Annotated in this window: 14 protein-coding genes; 7 read left to right on the plus strand and 7 right to left on the minus strand. The window is 69.2% G+C overall.

The features are described 5' to 3' along the window. Positions 1-39: 39 nt before the first annotated feature. Positions 40-1,254, minus strand: coding sequence for an MFS transporter (locus MRS60_RS03835; RefSeq protein WP_243565231.1), 1,215 nt, complete (start codon positions 1,252-1,254; stop codon positions 40-42). A 337-nt stretch (positions 1,255-1,591) separates the two neighbouring features. Between MRS60_RS03835 and xdhA the strand changes: the two genes are divergently transcribed. From xdhA to MRS60_RS03855, 4 genes are all read left to right on the plus strand, one after another. Further along, the gene (xdhA, locus tag MRS60_RS03840; protein ID WP_243565232.1) at positions 1,592-3,136 is read left to right on the plus strand and encodes a xanthine dehydrogenase small subunit; all 1,545 of its coding nucleotides are present in this window, start codon (positions 1,592-1,594) and stop codon (positions 3,134-3,136) included. A gap of 18 nt (positions 3,137-3,154) precedes the next feature. Then, the gene (xdhB, locus tag MRS60_RS03845) at positions 3,155-5,518 is read left to right on the plus strand and encodes a xanthine dehydrogenase molybdopterin binding subunit (protein WP_243565233.1); all 2,364 of its coding nucleotides are present in this window, start codon (positions 3,155-3,157) and stop codon (positions 5,516-5,518) included. Positions 5,519-5,769: 251 nt separating this feature from the next. Then, complete coding sequence (gene xdhC, locus MRS60_RS03850) at positions 5,770-6,387, plus strand: xanthine dehydrogenase accessory protein XdhC (RefSeq protein ID WP_131946011.1); 618 nt, start codon at positions 5,770-5,772, stop codon at positions 6,385-6,387. A gap of 77 nt (positions 6,388-6,464) precedes the next feature. After that, on the plus strand, positions 6,465-6,866 hold the full coding sequence (locus MRS60_RS03855; RefSeq protein WP_243565234.1) for a nuclear transport factor 2 family protein: 402 nt from the start codon (positions 6,465-6,467) through the stop codon (positions 6,864-6,866). Positions 6,867-6,891: 25 nt separating this feature from the next. Here MRS60_RS03855 and MRS60_RS03860 read toward each other — a convergent pair whose 3' ends face one another. The 3 genes from MRS60_RS03860 to MRS60_RS03870 all read right to left on the minus strand — a co-directional run bounded on the left by MRS60_RS03860 (position 6,892) and on the right by MRS60_RS03870 (position 10,076). Next, positions 6,892-7,839, minus strand: a complete 948-nt coding sequence (locus MRS60_RS03860) for a LysR family transcriptional regulator (RefSeq protein WP_243565235.1) — start codon at positions 7,837-7,839, stop codon at positions 6,892-6,894. Between the two features lie 68 nt (positions 7,840-7,907). After that, a complete protein-coding gene (locus MRS60_RS03865; protein WP_034182858.1) occupies positions 7,908-8,546 on the minus strand; it encodes a DsbA family protein in 639 nt (212 codons plus the stop codon). Positions 8,547-8,630: 84 nt separating this feature from the next. Beyond that, positions 8,631-10,076: a TAXI family TRAP transporter solute-binding subunit gene (locus tag MRS60_RS03870; protein WP_243565236.1), complete on the minus strand. Its 1,446-nt coding sequence runs from the start codon at positions 10,074-10,076 to the stop codon at positions 8,631-8,633. A 430-nt stretch (positions 10,077-10,506) separates the two neighbouring features. On the opposite strand from MRS60_RS03870, the gene MRS60_RS03875 reads away from it, so the two are divergent. The 3 genes from MRS60_RS03875 (at position 10,507) to MRS60_RS03885 (ending at position 15,556) form a co-directional block, all read left to right on the plus strand. Next, on the plus strand, positions 10,507-10,872 hold the full coding sequence (locus tag MRS60_RS03875) for a BON domain-containing protein (RefSeq protein WP_034182860.1): 366 nt from the start codon (positions 10,507-10,509) through the stop codon (positions 10,870-10,872). 138 nt (positions 10,873-11,010) lie between these two features. Further along, positions 11,011-13,101 (plus strand): D-(-)-3-hydroxybutyrate oligomer hydrolase, encoded by a 2,091-nt coding sequence (locus tag MRS60_RS03880; protein ID WP_034182861.1) that lies wholly within the window; start codon positions 11,011-11,013, stop codon positions 13,099-13,101. Positions 13,102-13,714: 613 nt separating this feature from the next. Next, positions 13,715-15,556: a S10 family peptidase gene (locus MRS60_RS03885; RefSeq protein WP_243565237.1), complete on the plus strand. Its 1,842-nt coding sequence runs from the start codon at positions 13,715-13,717 to the stop codon at positions 15,554-15,556. Between the two features lie 151 nt (positions 15,557-15,707). Here the strand turns inward: MRS60_RS03885 and MRS60_RS03890 are convergent, their stop codons facing one another. The 3 genes from MRS60_RS03890 to MRS60_RS03900 form a co-directional block, all read right to left on the minus strand. Beyond that, positions 15,708-16,496, minus strand: coding sequence for a sulfite exporter TauE/SafE family protein (locus tag MRS60_RS03890; RefSeq protein ID WP_034183419.1), 789 nt, complete (start codon positions 16,494-16,496; stop codon positions 15,708-15,710). A gap of 306 nt (positions 16,497-16,802) precedes the next feature. After that, on the minus strand, positions 16,803-18,242 hold the full coding sequence (locus MRS60_RS03895; protein ID WP_034182863.1) for a DHA2 family efflux MFS transporter permease subunit: 1,440 nt from the start codon (positions 18,240-18,242) through the stop codon (positions 16,803-16,805). A 136-nt stretch (positions 18,243-18,378) separates the two neighbouring features. Then, positions 18,379-19,110 carry a DsbA family oxidoreductase gene (locus tag MRS60_RS03900; RefSeq protein ID WP_131946008.1) on the minus strand — a complete coding sequence of 244 codons (732 nt, stop codon included), beginning with the start codon at positions 19,108-19,110 and terminating at the stop codon, positions 18,379-18,381. Between the last annotated feature and the right edge of the window lie 170 nt (positions 19,111-19,280).

Genomic DNA, 19,280 nt, shown 5'->3' on the forward strand with positions numbered 1-19,280 from the left:
CGTCAGAAGGGACGGCGCGCGCGATTCCCCGCGGCCCGTTCATGCGGCCGCGCCGCTCCCGGCAACACGCGCCTGCCGCTGGTACAGCACCATCGACAGTGCGACGCCCGCGGCGGCGGCCACCGCCGCGAACAGGAACACCTGCGGATAGCCGAACGCACCCGCGACATAACCGGCGAGCGGGCCCGTGATGCCGAGCGACAGGTCGAGGAACACCGAGTACGCGGACAGCGCCGCGCCGCGGCTCGCGGGCGGCACGAGCGCGACGGCCTCGACGCCGAGCGCCGGGAAGATCAGCGCGAAGCCGAAGCCCGTCAGCGCCGCGCCGACGAGCGCGACGTGCGGTACCGGCGCGAGCCACAGCAGCACGAGGCCCGAGCATTCGAACGCGAACGACACGATCGCGACGCGGAAGCCGCCGTAGGTCTTGATCGTGTTCGCGAACAGCAGGCGCGCGCCGATGAACAGCGTGCCGAACACGGTCAGCGACAGCGCGGCGTTCGGCCAGTGGCGCGCCGCGTAGTACAGCGTGACGAAAGTCGCGATCGAGCCGAAGCCGGCCGAGCCGAGCGCGAGGCCGAGGCCGTGCGGCAGCACGCGCGTGAACACGCTCGCATACGACATCCGTTCGCCGTGCACGAGCGGCACGGAATCGATCAGGCGCGCGAGGTAGAAGCCGATCGCGGCGAGCGCGATCACGATCACGCCGATCAGCGCCGGATTCAGCGTATGCGCGATCGCGACGCCGACCGGCGCGCCGAGCGCGAGCGCGCCGTAGGTCGCGATGCCGTTCCACGAGATCACCTTCGCGTTGTGCGCGACGCCGACCCGCCCGATGCCCCACAGGATCGCGCCGGTGCCGCACAGGCTCTCGCCGACGCCGAGCACGAGCCGGCTCGCGACCAGCAGCACGAGGCTCGCGACCGGCCAGTGCGCGAGCAGCAGCGCGACGAGCAGCAGCACACCCGACACGCCGCAGCCGACCAGCCCGCGCAGCACCGTCTGCTTCGGGCCGAGCGTATCGGCGAAGCGCCCGGCGAGCGGCCGCGACGCGAGCGTCGCGAAATACTGGACGCTGATCGCGCCGCCCGCGACGATCGCGGAAAAGCCGAGGTCGTCGTGGACGAAGCCCGGCAGCACCGCGAGCGGCAGGCCGATGGTCAGGTAGCAGATGAACGTGAAGCAGACGACGGACACGATTTGCAGCGTGACCGCGAACCCGCTGCGCGGTGGTGTGGCGGAGTCGGTAGACATGGGGTCGGAACGAATGAGCGAAACGGAGCGTGACGAAACGGAAGACGGCACAAAAGGGAATCGGGATTTTCCCATGGAACCGGTTTTCACGCAGGTACCATTTAGTTAATCGCGACCCGTTTTCGCGTATCACGGATCGGCGCCGGCCGCCGGGAAGGCAGTGCGGAAAAGGCGCCGGGCGGCCCCGGCGCTCATATCGCGGCAGTTATATGGGCCTCATGCGTGATGGGCTATGGGTTGCGAAATTTGATGGTGATAGCGTGCAAACTGTCAGAAAGACGTCGGTCGAGCGCTTCGCGCAGGCCGCCTAGCCCCCCAATTGAAGAACCATCGAGACATGAGTGAGCCGATCCGCTTCTACCATCGTCACGCAATCCGCGAAGTCAGCGGCGCGGACGTTACCCGCACCGTGCTGCAGTACCTGCGCGAGGACGCGCATTGCACCGGTACCAAGGAAGGCTGCGCGGAAGGCGACTGCGGCGCGTGCACGGTCGTCGTCGGCGAGCTGACCGACGCCGGCGCGGTCGAGTTCAAGGCCGTCAACGCATGCATCCAGTTCCTGCCGACGCTCGACGGCAAGGCGCTGCTGACGGTCGAGGACCTGCGCCAGCCGGACGGCGCGCTGCATCCGGTGCAGCAGGCGATGGTCGACTGCCATGGTTCGCAATGCGGGTTCTGCACGCCCGGCTTCGTGATGTCGATGTGGGCGCTGTACGAGAAGCACGGCCACGAAGGTTGCGGCAGCGCGTGCGCGAAGGCGAAGGACGTGCCGACGCGCACCGAGATCGCCGACGCGCTGACGGGCAACCTGTGCCGCTGCACCGGTTATCGCCCGATCGTCGATGCGGCCGTGCAGATGTTCGATGCGCCGGCGCCGTCGGCACCGGTCGACGCGGCCGCGCTCGCCCGCACGCTCGCGTCGCTCAGGCGCGACGACACGTTCGACTACGCGACGATCGACGGCGCGCGCTTCGCGGCGCCGCGCACGCTCGACGCGCTGGCCGCGCTGAAGGTCGAACGGCCCGACGCGCGGATTCTCGCGGGCAGCACCGACATCGGCCTGTGGGTCACGAAGCAGATGCGGCGGCTCGACGACCTGATCTACGTCGGCCAGATCGCCGAACTGCAGCGCGTCGCGGAGCGCGGCGACTGGATCGAGATCGGCGCGGGCGTGACGGTCGAGAACGCGTATGCGGCACTGGCCGGCATGTATCCGGAGCTGACCGAGATGTGGAAGCGCTTCGCATCGCTGCCGATCCGCAACGCGGGCACGCTCGGCGGCAACGTCGCGAACGGCTCGCCGATCGGCGATACGATGCCGGGCCTGATCGCGCTCGGCGCGCGCGTCGTGCTGCGCGGCGGCGACACGGTGCGCGAGCTGCCGCTCGAGGCGCTCTACACGGGCTACCAGCAGAAGGACATGGCGCCGCACGAATTCGTCGTCGGCGTGAAGGTGCCGACCCGCACCGGCGCGCGCGCGAAACTGCAGTTCCGCACGTACAAGCTGTCGAAGCGGTTCGACTCCGACATCTCGGCTGTCTGCGCGGCGTTCGCGTTCATCGCGGACGGCGACACGATCCGCGAGCCGCGCATCGCGTTCGGCGGGATGGCCGCGACGCCGAAGCGCGCGGCGCACACCGAAGCCGTGCTCGACGGCGCGCTGTGGCACGAAGCCACCGCGCAGGCCGCAATGCAGGCGCTCGAGCGCGACTACCAGCCGCTGTCCGACATGCGTGCGACGAGCACGTACCGCCTCGATACCGCGAAGAACCTGATGTATCGCTTCTGGCTGGAGACGCGCCCGCACGACCCGCTGCCGCCGCAAGCCCTGAATGTGCGTGAAGTGGCCGCCGAAGCCGGCGCCGACGCGGCGCGCGTCTGAAGACGGAGAACACCGAAGATGAACCAGCAAGCAGAACCGTTCCTGAGCACCCTCGACCCGCAGGCCGACGCCGCGCAGGTGCACGTATCGCGCGCGCACGAATCCGCGCACCTGCACGTCAGCGGGCGTGCCACCTACACCGACGACATTCCGGTCGTCGCGGGCACGCTGCACGCGGCGCTCGGATTGTCGGCGAAGCCGCACGCGAAGATCGTGTCGATGAACTTCGACGCGGTGCGCGCGACGCCGGGCGTGGTCGCCGTGTTCACGGCCGACGACATCCCGGGCGTCAACGATTGCGGCCCGATCATCCACGACGATCCGGTGCTCGCCAAGGGCATCGTGCAGTTCGTCGGCCAGCCGATGTTCATCGTCGTCGCGACGTCGCATGAAACCGCGCGGCTCGCCGCGCGCCGCGCGAAGGTCGACTACGAGGAACTGCCCGCGATCCTGACCGCGCAGGAAGCGCGCCAGGCCGAAACCTACGTGATCCCGCCGCTGAAGCTCGCGCGCGGCGACGCGGCCGCGCGGCTCGCCGCCGCGCCGCACCGCGAGTCGGGCGAGATGCTGCTCGGCGGCCAGGAGCAGTTCTACCTGGAAGGGCAGATCGCGTACGCGGTGCCGAAGGACGACGACGGGATGCACGTGTACTGCTCGACGCAGCACCCGAGCGAGATGCAGCACCTCGTCGCGCACGTGCTCGGCGTCGCGTCGCACAACGTGCTGGTCGAATGCCGCCGGATGGGCGGCGGGTTCGGCGGCAAGGAATCGCAGTCGGGCCTGTTCGCGTGCTGCGCGGCGCTCGCCGCGTGGAAGCTGCTGTGCCCGGTGAAGCTGCGCCCGGACCGCGACGACGACATGATGATCACCGGCAAGCGGCACGACTTCCATTACCGCTTCGACGTCGGCTACGACGACGACGGCCGCCTCGACGGCGTGGCGCTCGAGATGACGTCGCGCTGCGGCTTCTCGGCCGACCTGTCCGGCCCGGTGATGACGCGCGCGGTGTGCCACTTCGACAACGCGTACTGGCTGGGCGACGTCGCCATCGCCGGCTACTGCGGCAAGACCAACACGCAGTCGAACACCGCGTTCCGCGGCTTCGGCGGCCCGCAGGGCGCGTTCGCGATCGAATACATCCTCGACGACGTCGCGCGCGCGCTCGGCCGCGATCCGCTCGACGTCCGCTACGCGAACCTGTACGGCAAGACCGAGCGCAACGTGACGCCGTACGGCCAGACGGTCGAGGACAACGTGCTGCAGGAGCTGCTCGGCGAACTCGAGACGACGAGCGACTACCGTGCGCGGCGCGCGGGCGTGCGCGAATTCAATGCGCGCAATACGGTGCTGAAGAAGGGCATCGCGCTCACGCCGGTGAAGTTCGGGATCGCGTTCAACGTCACGCACTTCAACCAGGCCGGCGCGCTGGTGCATATCTACACCGACGGCTCGGTGCTCGTGAACCACGGCGGCACGGAGATGGGGCAGGGGCTCAACACGAAGGTCGCGCAGGTCGTCGCGCACGAGCTCGGCATCCGCTTCGGCCGGATTCGCGTGACGGCGACGGACACGAGCAAGGTCGCGAACACGTCCGCGACGGCCGCGTCGACGGGCTCGGACCTGAACGGCAAGGCCGCGCAGGATGCGGCGCGCCAGTTGCGCGAGCGGCTCGCGGTGTTCGCGGCGAAGCAGTTCGGCGACGGCAAGGCCGATGCGGCCGACGTGAAGTTCGGCAACGACGTCGTGTGGGTCGGCGGCCAGGGCGTGCCGTTCGGCGAAGTGATCGCGAAGGCCTACCTTGCACGTGTGCAGTTGTGGTCCGACGGTTTCTACGCGACGCCGAAGCTGTACTGGGATCAGTCGAAGCTGCAGGGCCGGCCGTTCTACTACTACTCGTACGGCGCAGCCGTGTCGGAAGTCGTGATCGATACGCTGACGGGCGAGATGCGCACGCTGCGCGTCGATGCGCTGCACGACGTGGGTGCGTCGCTGAACCCGGCGCTCGACATCGGCCAGGTCGAAGGCGCGTTCATCCAGGGGATGGGCTGGCTGACGACCGAGGAGCTGTGGTGGAACCAGGGCGGCAAGCTGATGACGCATGCGCCGTCCACATACAAGATCCCGACCGTCAACGACACGCCGCCCGAATTCAACGTGCGGCTGTTCGAGAACCGCAACGTCGAGGACAGCATCCACAGGTCGAAGGCCGTCGGCGAGCCGCCGCTGCTGCTGCCGTTCTCGGTGTTCTTCGCGGTGCGCGACGCGATCGCGGCGGTCGGCGACTACAAGGTGAACCCGCCGCTCGACGCGCCGGCGACCGGCGAGTCGATCCTGCGCGCGGTGAATGCGGTGCGTGCGGCCCGCGCGGGTCAGGCAGGCTGACATGAAACGACCCACACGCTCACGTTGTTCGCTGCCTCCCGAGGGGGCGGTCAGCCTCCTTGGGGCGGCCCGGCGGAGGCTGACATGAAACGCCCCCCCACGCTCACGTTGTTCGCTGCCCCCCGAGGGGGTGGTCAGCCTCCTTGGGGCGGCCCGGCGGAGGCTGAGATGAAACGCCCCCCACGCTCACGTTGTTCGCTGCCCCCCGAGGGGGTGGTCAGCCTCCTTGGGGCGGCCCGGCGGAGGCTGACATGAACGGGCCCGCACGCTCGCTTCGCACCGCGTCGCCCCCGACGTTCGTGCAGGGCACCGGCCGGCGCAACCGCGCGACCGGCGCGCCGGCGCCGATGCACATCGTGCTGTTCGGCGCCGGGCACGTCGGTCACGCGCTCGTCACGCTGCTCGGCGCGCTGCCGTGCATCGTGCAGTGGGTCGACACGCGCGACGAGCTGTTCCCGGACGAATGTCCGCCGAACGTGCAGCCGGAGCCGACGGACACGCCGGAGGCCGTCGTCGATGCGGCGCCGCCCGGCGCGTACTTCCTCGTGATGACGCACAACCACGCGCTCGACTTCGCGCTCGCCGCGCAGATCATGCGGCGGCGCGACTACGCGTACTTCGGGATGATCGGCTCGCGCACCAAGCGCGTGAAGTTCGAGCGCCGGCTCGCCGCGCGCGGCGTCGATCCGGCGCGGCTCGTGGAGATGGTGTGCCCGATCGGCGTCGCGGGCATCGTCGACAAGACGCCGGGCGCGATCGCCGTGGCCGTGTGCGCGGAGCTGCTGCAGGCGCGCTCGGGCATGCCGGTGGCCGACGCGAAGGCGGCCGCGGCAGGGCGCGCGCGCGACGACGTGTCCTGCGCGCGGTAACGTCGCACGGTCGCGCGTTTTTGCATACACTGCACGGCAACGCGCGGCACCGGGCCGCGCCTTTCCGTGCAGGCGCCATGTCCGATCACCCGATCTATCTCGACGCGCTCGATGCGAGCCTCGTCGCCATCGAGCGCTGGCTGTCCCGCGTCGACACCGCGCCCGCGGCGCTCGACGCGCTGCTCGCGCCGTTTTCCACCGGTTTCACGATGATCCTGACCGACGGCCGCGTAATCGACCGCGACGGCACACGCGCGCTGTTCGCGAAGCTCGCCGGCGCGAAGCCGGGGCTGCGCATCACGTTGTCGGAGATCCGTGTGCTCGCGGCCGACGCATCGCATGCGGTGATCACCTATCTCGAAGCGCAGCACGCGGCATCGGGCGAGCTGCCCGCGCGGCGCGCGACTGCCGTGTTCGAACGTGACGCGGCAGGCGTCGTGCGCTGGACCCATCTGCAGGAAACCTTCTGCACGGCCTGAGCCGTAAGAGCGACCGCGCCGCGTATCAACGCTTGCGGGTGCGGGCGATCGTCAGCTCGTCGGACACGCTCTGCATCAGCGCGCACAGCCACGCGATGTCGGTCGGGCGGTCGGGCTGCGGATGCGTGAGCAGGTAGCTCTTGATGCGCGGGAACGGCACCGGCGGCGTGACGACGACGAGCGGCAGCAACTGCGCGTAGTGCGTCGCGAAGCGGCGCGTCGTCGTGAAGATCAGGTCCGACTGCAGCAGCACCTGCGGCACGATCCCGAAGTAAGGCAGCGTCGTCACGATGCGCCGCGCGAGGCGCGCGCGTGCGAGGCCGATCTCGATCGCGTTGCGCTTGTCGCCGGTGTACGGCGTGGGCGCGACATGCGCGGCCGACGCATACGCTTCGCGCGTGAGCGGCACGTGCGCGAGCGGGTGCGCTTCGCGCATCAGGCACACGATCGTGTCGGAGAACAGGTCCTGGCGCGCGAACTGCGGGTCGGGCTTCGGCCAGTTGCCGATCACGAGATCGAGCGCGCCCGATTCGAGCGCGCCCGCGTGGTCGAGCGCAGGATTCAGCGAATCGATTTCCAGATGCGCATGCGGCGCCGCGTCGCGAAAGCGCTCGATCAGCGTCGGCATGAAGAAATCGTTCAGATAGTCGGGCGCGGCGACGCGGAACGTGCGGCGCGCGGACGACGGGTCGAAATCGCCGTGAGGCGTCGCGATGAAGTCGACCTCGCGCAGCGCGCGCTGCGCGGCTTCGAGCAGCGACGCGCCGTATTCGGTCGGCACCATCCCGGATTTGCCGCGCACGAGGATCGGGTCGTTCAGCGTCTCGCGCAGCTTGCGCAGCGCGGTGCTGATCGCGGGCTGGGTCTGGTTCAGCCTCAGCGCGGCCTGCGTGACGCTGCGCTCGAGCAGCAGCGTGCGCAATACGCGCACGAGCCAGATGTCGAGCGAGGCGGTACGGTCGTCGTCTTCCATCGGTGCGGGTGATTCGGGCGAAGCGTAACCTTACCGCAGCTGCACGTTGCCGTGCGTGATACCGGCCATCACGCCCGGCCCTTCGGCAGCGTGCTGATCCGCTTGACCTCGCTCGATTCGAGCCAGTTCGGCGTGCGCGCGCAGTACAGCACCATCGGCAGCGCGTCTTCACCCCAGAACAATTGCTTGTTCATCCAGAACGTCGGCACGCCGAACACGCCGAGCGCGATCGCGTCGGCATTGTTGCGGGCCAGTTGCGCACTGGTCTCCTCGAATTCGATCAGCTCGTCGCCGTGGCCGACGCCGACGCGTTCGCACAGCGCCGCGAAACCTTCGGGCGTCGACGGATCGTTGCCTTCGCGCCAGATGAAGCGGTACATCTCCAGCACCGTTACGATATCGGCGCGCAGCGCGATCGCGAGGCGCAACACCTTGTCGGAATCGAACGGGTGCGCGGGCGGCATCTTGAAGCGGATCCCGAGCTGTTCCGCGCGAAACAGCGCGTGACGGTACGTGAACACGCGCTTGGCCGGCACGTCGGCGCTCGGGCGTTGACCCCAGTGGCGCTGCAGGTCCATGAGCGACACGGCGACCGGTTCGAACGGCACGTCCGGCCATTTGTCGTGCTGTTCGAGCAGCAGATAGGAGAACGGCGACACGAAGTCGAAGAACCAGGCGGGCTGGGCGGTGTCGAGGCCGGTTGTCATGACGATCTCCAGAGGGTGGGGCATACGGCGGCCTCCATGGTACGCGGGCGGGCGCGCATGCAGCAATGATCGCGGATCGTCCGCCTACGCGGAACCGGGAGTCGCCCGGGGGGCCTCGCCGGCCGGAGGCGACCCGGCGTCGGCTGGTGCCTGCGGCTTTCCGCCGGCGCCGGGCGACCCCGCCGGCGTGTCCTGGTCGTGCGCGGTGAGCCGTTCGCGCACGAAGCCGATGTGCTCGCGCAGCACGTAGAACTGCCCCGCGTAGGCGAGCGGCATCTTCATCCGGTTCACCGCTTCCTCGATGTCGTCGAGCTCGTCGAGCAAGCGGACGCGTTCCTCGGCCGTGTGCTCGCCGAGCGCGCGGCGCTCGAGCGCGATCAGCGCGCCATACCAGCGATAGATGCGCGAGCGCACGCGCCAGCCGTACAGCGACGGCACGAGCCGCAGCCCGGGGATCAGCACGACGATCAGCGGCACGATCACGACGAGCAGCCGGTCGACGAGGCTCGCGACCCAGAACGGCAATCTCCGGTACAGGAAGGTCTTGCCCGACTTGTAGTAGCGCGCGGCATCGTCGGACAGCGGGAAGCCGCGCGTGACGGACGACGGGAATTCGCCCGCGTGCTGCAGGATCGTCGCGTGGCCGTGCACCTCGCGCGCGGCCTCGATCAGCAGGTCGGACAGCGCGGGGTGCAGCGAGTCGCGCGCGACCAGCTCGATCGTCGGCGCGACGGTATGGATGTCGGCGGGCGGCAGGTTCCGGCCGAGATCGTAGACGCCCATCGGCAGCGTGATCGCGGTCAGGTACGGAAAGCGCCGCGCGTACGCTTCGGCCTGCGTGAACGAATACACGTGCACGCCGGGCGCGCGGAACAGTTTCGCCATCACGGGGATCTGCGTCGAGTCGCCGGACAGGAACGCGGCGTCGATCTTGCCGTCGAGCAGCGCGGTCGCGGCGTCCTCGCCGGCGGTCGGCAGCAGCTCGGTCGGGCCGCCCGGCACGATGCCGTTCATCTTCAGCAGCGCGAGGCTCAGCTCGCGCGCGCCGCTGCCTTCCGCGCCGAGCGCGAGCCGCTTGCCCTTGAAGTCGGACAGGCGCGCGACGATCGGGCCGCGGTACATGATCGCGAGCGGCACGTAGCCGATGCTGCCGAGCGATACGAGTTGTTCGTCGCGCTCCTTCGGGCCGATGCCGCTCTGCACGAAGCCGACGTCGACCGGCGCGTTCGGGTTCGACAGCCGTTCGAGGTTCTGCGCGGATCCTTCGGACGATTGGACGTCGAGCGTGACGCCGTTCTTCGCGAGGATGGCCTTGTATTTCTGCGCGGCGTTCCAGTACGTGCTGCCGGGCGGCCCGGCCGAGATCACGAGCGTGGACGGCGGCGCCGGCTGGATCAGCCTGACCGCGAGCCAGACGGCCGCGCCCGCGAGCAGCACGGTCGGGCCGATCGACAGCGCGAGGTCGCGCCACGACACCGCGACGAAGCGGGCGAGGATGCGGCGAGGCGGGCGAGGGAGGGCAGGCTTCATGGGGTAGGCGGATGACGCTGGCGTGACGCATCGATGACGGCCGTCATGGACGATGCGGATTCTCGCGGCGATGGTACCCGGTTTCGCCGCGCATGCGCGAGTCGGGCGCCGCGGCGCGGCGCCGCGACGACAGCGGCGGGCGGCGCTTCGTCAAAAGCTTTGCGCTTCCGCGGGCGCTGGATTACATTGTGCGACGCAGCCGCGCCCGATTCGCGCGCGACCCGGCACGCAATTAGACCGGGCGCGTCCGGCCGGCGGCTGTCCGGCCCGGCCGGCCCGCTATCGCGCGCGCCGGCTGTCGGCCCGTCTCGCCTCTCTCGCATCGCCGTGGAAATCACCGGCTGTCCCGCCCGTTCGCGCGCGGGCCGGCTGTCTTTGGGGGTATCCGGCCGTACTGTGCACGGCCGTTCCGGAGTTACAAGGAGATAGCATGAAGTCGATCGTGTTGAGAGCGTTGGGCGTCGCCGCCGTGGCGGCCTGTTTGTCGGGCAGCGTGTATGCGCAGTCGAGCGATGCGGCGGCAACCGAAGCGCCGGCGGCCGCGACGAGCGCGCCGAAGGCCGCCGCGAAAACCGCGAAGAAGGCGAACCGCAAGCTCGGCTACGCGGTGCGCAAGGCGATTTCGAAGGAAAGCGGCGTGGATGTGGCGAACCTCGTCGTGCGTTCGAAGGGCGGCGCGATCTCGCTGGAGGGCACGATGCCGGCCCAGGATCAGATCGACAAGGCCGAAGCTGCAGCCAAGGGCGTGAAGGGCGTGACGTCGGTCACGAACAAGCTGACGGTCCAGCAGCAGTGATGCCGGGCGGCGGCGCGTGAGCGCCGCAGGTGCCCGCTTTCGGGCGGGCTCCGGCATGCCGGGGCCCGTTTGCGCTTCAAAGTCTGCAAGCCGCGTGCGACGCGGCGGTGGACCGATAACGATATCGAGAGGGCGGCGATGGCGAGGCTCGGGTGGGGCAGGCGGATGGTTTTCGGCGCGGCGCTGGCCGCTGTCGCGATGCTCGGCGCCTGCAACGGCGACGAATCGGCCGAGCGCAACCGGCTGCCCGGCTTCGTGTCCGGCAGCGTGCGCACGACGGCCTACGACGGCGCCAGCGACGATTTGTTGACGGCCGGCCTCGGCAAGACGGGGCTCGCGGCGGCGACCGCACCCGGCTTTGCGAATCCGTCCCGGCCGACGAGCGCCGAGCTGCGCCGTCTCGCGATCTGGTCGAACTACCGCGCGCTCGTCGACATGAGCGCGAACGGCGGCTACGGCCGCTTCTGGGGGCCGAACGTCGACCTCGACGGCAACGACACGCTCGGCGAAGGCAAGATCCCCGGCACCGAATATCTCGCGTATTCCGACGACGGCAGCGGCAGCAAGAACGTGACGCTGCTCGTGCAGGTGCCCGCCAGCTTCGATCCCACGCAGCCGTGCATCGTCACCGCGACGTCGTCGGGCTCGCGCGGCGTGTACGGCGCGATCTCCGCGGCCGGCGAATGGGCGCTCAAGCGCGGCTGCGCGGTCGCGTACAACGACAAGGGCGGCGGCAACGGCGCGCACGAGCTCGGCACCGATACGGTCACGCTGATCGACGGCACGCTCGCCAACGCGGTGCTCGCCGGCACGGCGAGCCTGTTCACCGCGAACGTGACGAGCGGCGATCTCGCCGCGTTCAACAGCCGCTTCCCGAACCGCTATGCGTTCAAGCACGCGCATTCGCAGCAGAATCCCGAACAGGACTGGGGGCGCGCGACGCTGCAGGCGGTCGAGTTCGCGTACTGGGCGCTCAACGAGCAGTTCGGACCGCTGATCGACGGCTCGCATCACGGCGTGCGCTATCGCGCGGGCGACATCACGACGATCGCCGCGTCGGTCAGCAACGGCGGCGGCGCGTCGCTCGCGGCGGCCGAGCAGGACAACCGCGGCTGGATTACCGCGGTCGTGGTCGGCGAACCGCAGATCAACGTGCGGATGTCGCCGAACGCGATCGTGCGCACGGGCGGCCAGCCCGTGCCGTCGTTCGGCCGGCCGCTGGCCGACTACGCGACGCTCGCGAACCTGCTGCAGCCGTGCGCGGCCGCGTCGGCGTCGCTCGCCGGTGCGCCGTACCTGAGCGCGCTGCCGGCCGCGACCACGCAGTCGATCCGCACGCAGCGCTGCGCGACGCTCGCCGCGGCCGGGCTCGTGTCGGGCGCCGACCCGCAGAGCCAGGCCGCCGACGCGCTCGCGCAGCTCCACGCGGCCGGCTATCTGGCCGATTCCGACCTGCTGCAGGCGCCGATGTGGGATTCGCAGGCGATTCCGGCGATCGCGGTCACCTATGCGAACGCGTACACGCGCTCGCGCGTCATCGACAACCTGTGCAATTTCAGCTTCGCGACGACGAATGCGGCGACGGGTGCGGTCGCTTCGCCGGCCGCGTCGCCGATGACGGCCGTGTTCGGCGTCGGCAACGGCGTGCCGCCGACGGCCGGCATCAACCTCGTGTTCAACACGGGCGCGGGCATCGACCACCGGCTCGCGACGCCCGATGCGAGCTTCGCGGGCGCGCTGTGCCTGCGCCAGCTGTGGACGAACGGGATGCTCGGGATGCCCGCGAACGTCGACGCGGTGCGCGTGAACGCGAACCTGCAGGGCAAGCCGGCGATCATCGTGCACGGCCGCAGCGACGCGCTCGTGCCGGTGAACCACGCGTCGCGCGCGTACGTCGCGCAAAACGGCATCAGCGAACGCGGGCGCAGCCAGCTCGTGTTCTACGAAGTGACGAACGGCCAGCACTTCGACGCGTTCCTGCCCGTCGCGGGCTTCGACACGCGCTTCGTGCCGATCCACTACTACAACCTGCAGGCGCTGAACCTGATGTGGCGGCACCTGAAGAACGGCGCGCCGCTGCCACCGTCGCAGGTGATCCGCACGGTGCCGCGCGGCGGCACGCCGGGCGCCGCGCCCGCGCTGACGAGCGCGAACCTGCCGCCGATCTCGGCCGCGCCGGGCGCGAACGCGATCACGACTGGCGCCGGCGCGATCGACGTGCCGCTCTGACGGCGCCCGCCGCGCTGCCATCACGAAGCCGGACAGCCGTCCGGCTTTTTCTTTTGATCGCGTGGAATCGGTCCCGTGCCGCCTTTTATCCGAATGGCGAGTGCCGTAACAAATTATTACTTTACGGCGGTAAATCGGGAACCTAATATGCGCCGGTATTTTCACTTAATTTAATAAATTACAGATACGAGATATTCCTTTCCATTTAATTAATCGATCCTTTCGATTTTATTAAATCGGCTCGAGTTGTGATTGGTCGCTGTTCTGCGATTAATCGGCATCTCGCCGGCGGGGATTGTTCGTCTGCTCTAAGCGAAGCGGCCTTGTCAGGGCTGGCATTGCGGGGCGTGCTTTTGCCGTCGATTGTGTGCGTAAGCGAATGCGCGGAATGAATTCGTATTACTGCGGATTATCGAATTGTCGTGCGCAATGGAATTGATTTCATTGTGCTGTCGCAAAAAATATGGGTGGGGTAAATCGTGCCGATCGGTATTCGCCGATCCGGTAAAAAACTCGGAGTGCGTCGCATAACGAATGCATTCCCGGTGCGGAGCGCCGGCGCAAACGATCCTTTGCGGCCGGCGGTATTTATCGTTCTGTTCGAGAGGCAATAATGACGACACGGAAGTCCTTGAAAGACGGTTTCGCGCTATTTGGAACGACACTGAGCGTGCCGCTCGCCGCCGCCGCCGCGGCCGCGGCGCTGCTCGTCACGGGGTGCGGCGGCGACGACGGGCCGAGCCCGTCCGCTTCGGCTGCAACCGCGGCCGCGACGACGTCCGGTGGCAGCACGTCGGCCAGCACCGACGCAACGGCCGCCGCCGCGGCCGACCAGCCGTACGTCGACAACGACGTGTACGGCACCGGGCCGAACGACGCGGTCACGGATTCGACGGAAGGCGCCGCGGTCGTGCACCGCCAGGTCACGATCGGCGGCAAGACCGTCAAGTACACGGCCACCACGGGCCACCTGACGACGATCGATCCGATCACGTCGGCGCCGAACGCGAAGATGTTCTACGTCGCGTACACGCAGGACAATCCCGATCCGTCGAAGCCGCGCCCGGTCACGTTCTTCTACAACGGCGGCCCCGGCTCGTCGTCGGTCTACCTGCTGCTCGGCTCGTACGGGCCGAAGCGCCTGCAGTCGTCGTTCCCGAACTTCACGCCGCCCGCGCCGTACAAGCTGCTCGACAACCCCGACAGCCTGCTCGACCGCACCGACCTCGTGTTCATCAACCCGGTCGGCACCGGTTATTCGGCGGCGATCGCCCCGGCGAAGAACAAGGACTTCTGGGGCACCGACCAGGACGCGCGCTCGATCGACCGCTTCATCCAGCGCTACCTGACCAAGTACTCGCGCTGGAATTCGCCGAAGTTCCTGTACGGCGAGTCGTACGGCACCGCCCGCAGCGCGGTCGTGTCGTGGGTGCTGCACGAGGACGGCATCGACCTGAACGGGATCACGCTGCAGTCGTCGATCCTCGACTACGCGAACGCGCTGTCCGCGCCGGGTACGTTCCCGACGCTCGCGGCCGATGCGTTCTACTGGAAGAAGACGACGGTCAACCCGACGCCGACCGATCTCGACGCGTACATGGTCCAGGCCCGCAACTACGCGGACAACACGCTCGCGCCGCTCGGGCAGAAGCCGAACCCGCAGGACGGCGGCTTCGTGAACGTGCGGCTGAACCTGAACCTGCAGACCGCGCAGCAGATGGGTTCGTACATCGGTACGGATCCGACGTCGCTGATCCAGACCTTCGGCAACCCGGCCGCGCTCGGCAACGTGCCGTCGTCGAACGACAACCCGCCGTACACGTTCTTCCTGACGCTCGTGCCGGGCACGCAGATCGGCCAGTACGACGGCCGTGCGAACTTCACGGGCAAGGGCATCGCGCCGTACATCCTGCCGAACTCGGGCAGCAACGATCCGTCGATCACGAACGTCGGCGGCGCGTACACGGTGCTGTGGAACAGCTACATCAACACCGACCTCAAGTACACGTCGACGTCGTCGTTCGTGGACCTGAACGACCAGGTCTTCAACAACTGGGACTTCAGCCACACGGACCCGACCGGCGCGAACCGGGGCGGCGGCAATACGCTGTACACGGCCGGCGACCTCGCGTCGACGATGAGCGTGAACCCGGACCTGAAGGTGCTGTCGGCGAACGGCTATTTCGATGCGGTCACGCCGTTCCACCAGACGGAGCTGACGCTCGCGCAGATGCCGCTCGACCCGACGCTCAAGGCGCAGAACCTGACGATCAAGAACTACCCGTCGGGCCACATGATCTACCTGAACGACGCGTCGCGGACCGCGCTGAAGGGCGATCTCGCCAACTTCTACGACGGCATCCTCGCGAACCGCACCGCGCTGCAGCGCGTGCTGAAGCTGCAGGCGCGCACGCAGCAGCTCAAGCAGCAGCAACTGAAGCAGCAGGGGCAGTAAGCGTCGCGGGCGGCCTTGTGCCGCCCCGGATGGACGACAGCCCGATCGGCGCAGGCCGGTCGGGCTGTGTTTTTTGCGGCGGGCGATGGGCCGGCGCGTCGTGCGCCGGCGGGGCAGGACGTGATGAAGGAGGAAAGCGCGGCCGGCCCGCTTACGCGAGCACGAGCCGCACGCCGACCGCGACGAGCGTCGCGGCGAGCAGGTTGCGCAGCAGCCGCTCGGGCGCGCGCGCCGACAGCAGGCTGCCGAGCACGATGCCGGGCAGCGAGCCGAGCAGCAGCGACAGCAGCATCGACCAGTCGACCGAGCCGAGCAGCCAGTGGCCCATGCCCGCGACGAGCGTGAGCGGCACCGCGTGTGCGATGTCGGAGCCGACGATGCGGGTCGTCGCGAGCATTGGATACAGCAGCAGGAGCACGGTCACGCCGATCGCGCCGGCGCCGACCGACGTCATCGACACGAGCACGCCGAGCATGGCGCCCGTGAGCACGGTCGACCACAGCGTGCGCGCGGGGCTCGGCGCGAGCGGGTTGCGCGCGGCGAACGCGGTGAGCTGCGGCCGGAAGATCAGCGCGAGCGACGTGAGCAGCAGCGCGATGCCGAGCACGAGCTGGATCATCCGCGCGGTGCCCGGCGTGTTCATCCCGTGCGTGTGCAGCCACCACAGCGTGAGCGCCGCGGCCGGGACGCTGCCCGCCGCGAGCCGGCCCGTGATGCGCCAGTCGATCGAACCCTTCAGGCCGTGGACCAGCGTGCCGGTGGCCTTGGTCGCGGCCGCGTACAGCAGGTCGGTGCCGACCGCCGTCGCGGGGTGGACGCCGAACAGCAGCACGAGGATCGGCGTCATCAGCGAACCGCCGCCGACGCCCGTCAGGCCGACGAGGATGCCGACGAACAGACCGGACAGGGAGTACAGCAGATCGATATGGGGAAGCGACATCGGAAGCAGGCGGTTATGCGGCGTTCGGCGGCGGCGCGCGGCTGCGGCGCGCGCGTCAAAGTCCGCCATTGTCGCAAAAGTGGCGGGTCGATGTACGACTGTGTTAAAAATCGGCCGCAAAGGCCCGTGCGGCGGGCGGCCGGACGAGTTTGAAACGCTTGTTCGAGCGAGGGCGGGGCCGATAACGGTGACGGCCCGAAAGGTATGACGAACCGGGAATGCGTGCCGCGGCTCGGCACCCGCAAAAAAGGGCGCGACACGGCGCGCCCTGGTTCGATGCCGGCGACCGGCTTGGTCGGCCGGCGGTCAGTGCATCGCGGGGCCGACGCTTTCGACGCCGTTCTGCGGCCGGATGCGCAGCGCGAGGCCGATCAGCGCGGCCGCGGCGGCGAACGCCGCGCCGAACGCGAATGCCGCGTGATAGCCGCCGTTCAGCGCGTCGAGCGGCGCGGCCTGTGCGGCCGCGAGCGCGTCGGTGCGGGCCGCCGCGAGGCTCGCGAGCACCGCGAGGCCGAGCGCGCCGCCCATCATGAACGCGGTGTTGACGATCCCCGACGCGAGCCCGGAATCGGCCGGATCGACGTCGCTCATCGCGGCGAGCAGCATCGGGTTGAACGCGACGCCCGCGCCGATGCCGAGCAGCGTCATACCGGGCAGCACGTGCCAGACGAAACCGCCGTCGACCGGTGCGCGCGAGAACAGCGCAAGGCCGCAGGCCGCGATCAGCAGGCCGGCCGCGATCGGGCCGCGGATCCCGAAGCGCATCACGATGCGCGCCGACAGCCCGAGCGAGAACGCGGCCATGATCAGGTTCGCCGGCAGGAACGCGAGGCCGACCTGCAGCGGCGCGTAGCCGAGCACGCGCTGCATGTACAGCGCGGACAGGAAGAACCACGCGAACATCGCGGCCGCCCACAGCACGCCGATCACGTTCGCGAGCGCGACGTTGCGCGCGGCGAACAGCGTGAGCGGCATCAGCGGATGCGCGGCGCGCGCCTCGATCGCGATGAACAGCGCGAGCAGCGCGACGGCCGCGCCGATCAGTGCGACGGTCTGTGTCGACAGCCAGCCGGCCTCGTTGCCGCCGACGATCCCGTAGACGGCCAGCATCAGCGATGCGGTCACCGTGACCGCGCCCGCGACGTCGAGCCGCGCGGCGCCGGCCGGCGCGCGCATGCGCGGCAGCAGCGCGACGCACATCGCATAGACCGCGATGCCGATCGGCAGGTTGACGAGGAAGATCCAGTGCCACGACAGCGAGCTCGTCAGCAGCCCGCCGAGCAGCACGCCGATGCTGCCGCCGCCCGCGCACACGAAGCCGTAGACGCCCATCGCCCGCGCGCGTTCGCCGGGCTCGGTGAACAGGTTCATGATCAGCGACAGCGAGACGGCCGACACGACCGCGCCGCCGAGCCCCTGCACCGCGCGCGCGGCGATCAGCATCGTCTGCGATTGCGCGAGGCCGCATGCGAGCGACGCGAGCGTGAACACGACGAGGCCCGCGAGGAACATGCGGCGCTGGCCGTACAGGTCGCCGAGCCGGCCGCCGAGCAGCAGGCAGCCGCCGAACGTCAGCAGGTACGCGTTGACGACCCACACGAGGGCCGTTTCGGTGAAATGGAGGTCGGTGCTGATCGACGGCAGCGCCACGTTCACGATCGTGCTGTCGAGCACGATCATCAGCACGCCGAGGCAGAGCACGATCAGCGCGTACCAGCGCTTCTCGCCGTGAATCCCGTGTGTCATGGGCCTGCAGCCTTCTGATAGTTATTTGAAAGGATGCATTGTAGACGTCCTCGGCGCGGGCTTCCTGCCGGTTTGTGGCAGCAGCGACGCGTAGTGGCGTGTCCGGACGGGACGCGCGGGATCGGCGTTGCGCGTGTTACGAGCGCGCCGGCAGTTCGCAGCCGTCGGGGCCGCATGCCGCCGCGTCGCTGCCGGCGAGTTCGACGATACCGTCGCGCCACGCCTGGTCGAGCGCCTGCGCGAACGCGTCGGCCGGCTGCGCGCCCGACACCGCGTAGCGGCCGCCGAACACGAACAGCGGCACGCCGCGCCCGCCGAGCTGCGCGGCGCGCGCGATGTCGGCTTCGACTTCGGCGCGGTAGGCATCGCTGCGCAGCACGTCGTCGACGGTCGAACGCTCGAGCCCCGCTTCGACCGCGAATTCGGTCAGTTGCGCATGATCGAACAGCGAGCCGTGCTCGCAGAAATACGCGCGGTACAGCCGCTCGGTCAGCGCATGCGCGCGGCCGGTCGATTCTGCGAGCTTCACGAGCCGGTGGCCGTCGAGCGTGTCGCCGACGAGCGTGCCGGGCAGGTCGTAGCGCAGCCCGACGCTCGCGGCCGCGTCGGTCACCTGGCGCAGCATCTGGTCGACCTGCGCGGGCGACATCCGGTACTTGCCCGCGAGCATCGCCTCGACCGGCTCGACGGGCTGGCCGGGCATCAGCCGGTACGCGCGCAGCACGACGTCGACGCGGTCGGCGTGCGCGAACGCGGCGAGCGCCTCGTCGAAGCGGCGCTTGCCGATCCAGCACCACGGGCAGATCAGGTCGGACCAGATTTCTACGGTCAGGGTCGGGCGGGCAGTCGGGGCGGGAGCGGTTGTCATGGGCGGTCCGGGCGGCAAAAAAATGTAACCGAGACTATATCATTTCGTGCTTCGACGCCTGGTTCTGGCCGGGTTCGTGCAGAACGGGCCCGCGTCCGACGTGTCACGAAGCGTGGACGCGGAAGTCACGGGCCGACAGCGATTGCCGATGCCTGATGCGGCGGCGGGGC

It is taken from the genome of Burkholderia pyrrocinia, from assembly GCF_022809715.1.
Lineage (GTDB): Bacteria > Pseudomonadota > Gammaproteobacteria > Burkholderiales > Burkholderiaceae > Burkholderia > Burkholderia pyrrocinia_C.

Excerpts from the sequence above, each read along its gene's own strand:
- MRS60_RS03835 (WP_243565231.1), bottom strand. The coding sequence starts at position 1,254 with ATGTCTACCGACTCCGCCACACCACCGCGCAGCGGGTTCGCGGTCACG.
- xdhA (WP_243565232.1), top strand. The coding sequence starts at position 1,592 with ATGAGTGAGCCGATCCGCTTCTACCATCGTCACGCAATCCGCGAAGTC.
- xdhB (WP_243565233.1), top strand. The coding sequence starts at position 3,155 with ATGAACCAGCAAGCAGAACCGTTCCTGAGCACCCTCGACCCGCAGGCC.
- xdhC (WP_131946011.1), top strand. The coding sequence starts at position 5,770 with ATGAACGGGCCCGCACGCTCGCTTCGCACCGCGTCGCCCCCGACGTTC.
- MRS60_RS03855 (WP_243565234.1), top strand. The coding sequence starts at position 6,465 with ATGTCCGATCACCCGATCTATCTCGACGCGCTCGATGCGAGCCTCGTC.
- MRS60_RS03860 (WP_243565235.1), bottom strand. The coding sequence starts at position 7,839 with ATGGAAGACGACGACCGTACCGCCTCGCTCGACATCTGGCTCGTGCGC.
- MRS60_RS03865 (WP_034182858.1), bottom strand. The coding sequence starts at position 8,546 with ATGACAACCGGCCTCGACACCGCCCAGCCCGCCTGGTTCTTCGACTTC.
- MRS60_RS03870 (WP_243565236.1), bottom strand. The coding sequence starts at position 10,076 with ATGAAGCCTGCCCTCCCTCGCCCGCCTCGCCGCATCCTCGCCCGCTTC.
- MRS60_RS03875 (WP_034182860.1), top strand. The coding sequence starts at position 10,507 with ATGAAGTCGATCGTGTTGAGAGCGTTGGGCGTCGCCGCCGTGGCGGCC.
- MRS60_RS03880 (WP_034182861.1), top strand. The coding sequence starts at position 11,011 with ATGGCGAGGCTCGGGTGGGGCAGGCGGATGGTTTTCGGCGCGGCGCTG.
- MRS60_RS03885 (WP_243565237.1), top strand. The coding sequence starts at position 13,715 with ATGACGACACGGAAGTCCTTGAAAGACGGTTTCGCGCTATTTGGAACG.
- MRS60_RS03890 (WP_034183419.1), bottom strand. The coding sequence starts at position 16,496 with ATGTCGCTTCCCCATATCGATCTGCTGTACTCCCTGTCCGGTCTGTTC.
- MRS60_RS03895 (WP_034182863.1), bottom strand. The coding sequence starts at position 18,242 with ATGACACACGGGATTCACGGCGAGAAGCGCTGGTACGCGCTGATCGTG.
- MRS60_RS03900 (WP_131946008.1), bottom strand. The coding sequence starts at position 19,110 with ATGACAACCGCTCCCGCCCCGACTGCCCGCCCGACCCTGACCGTAGAA.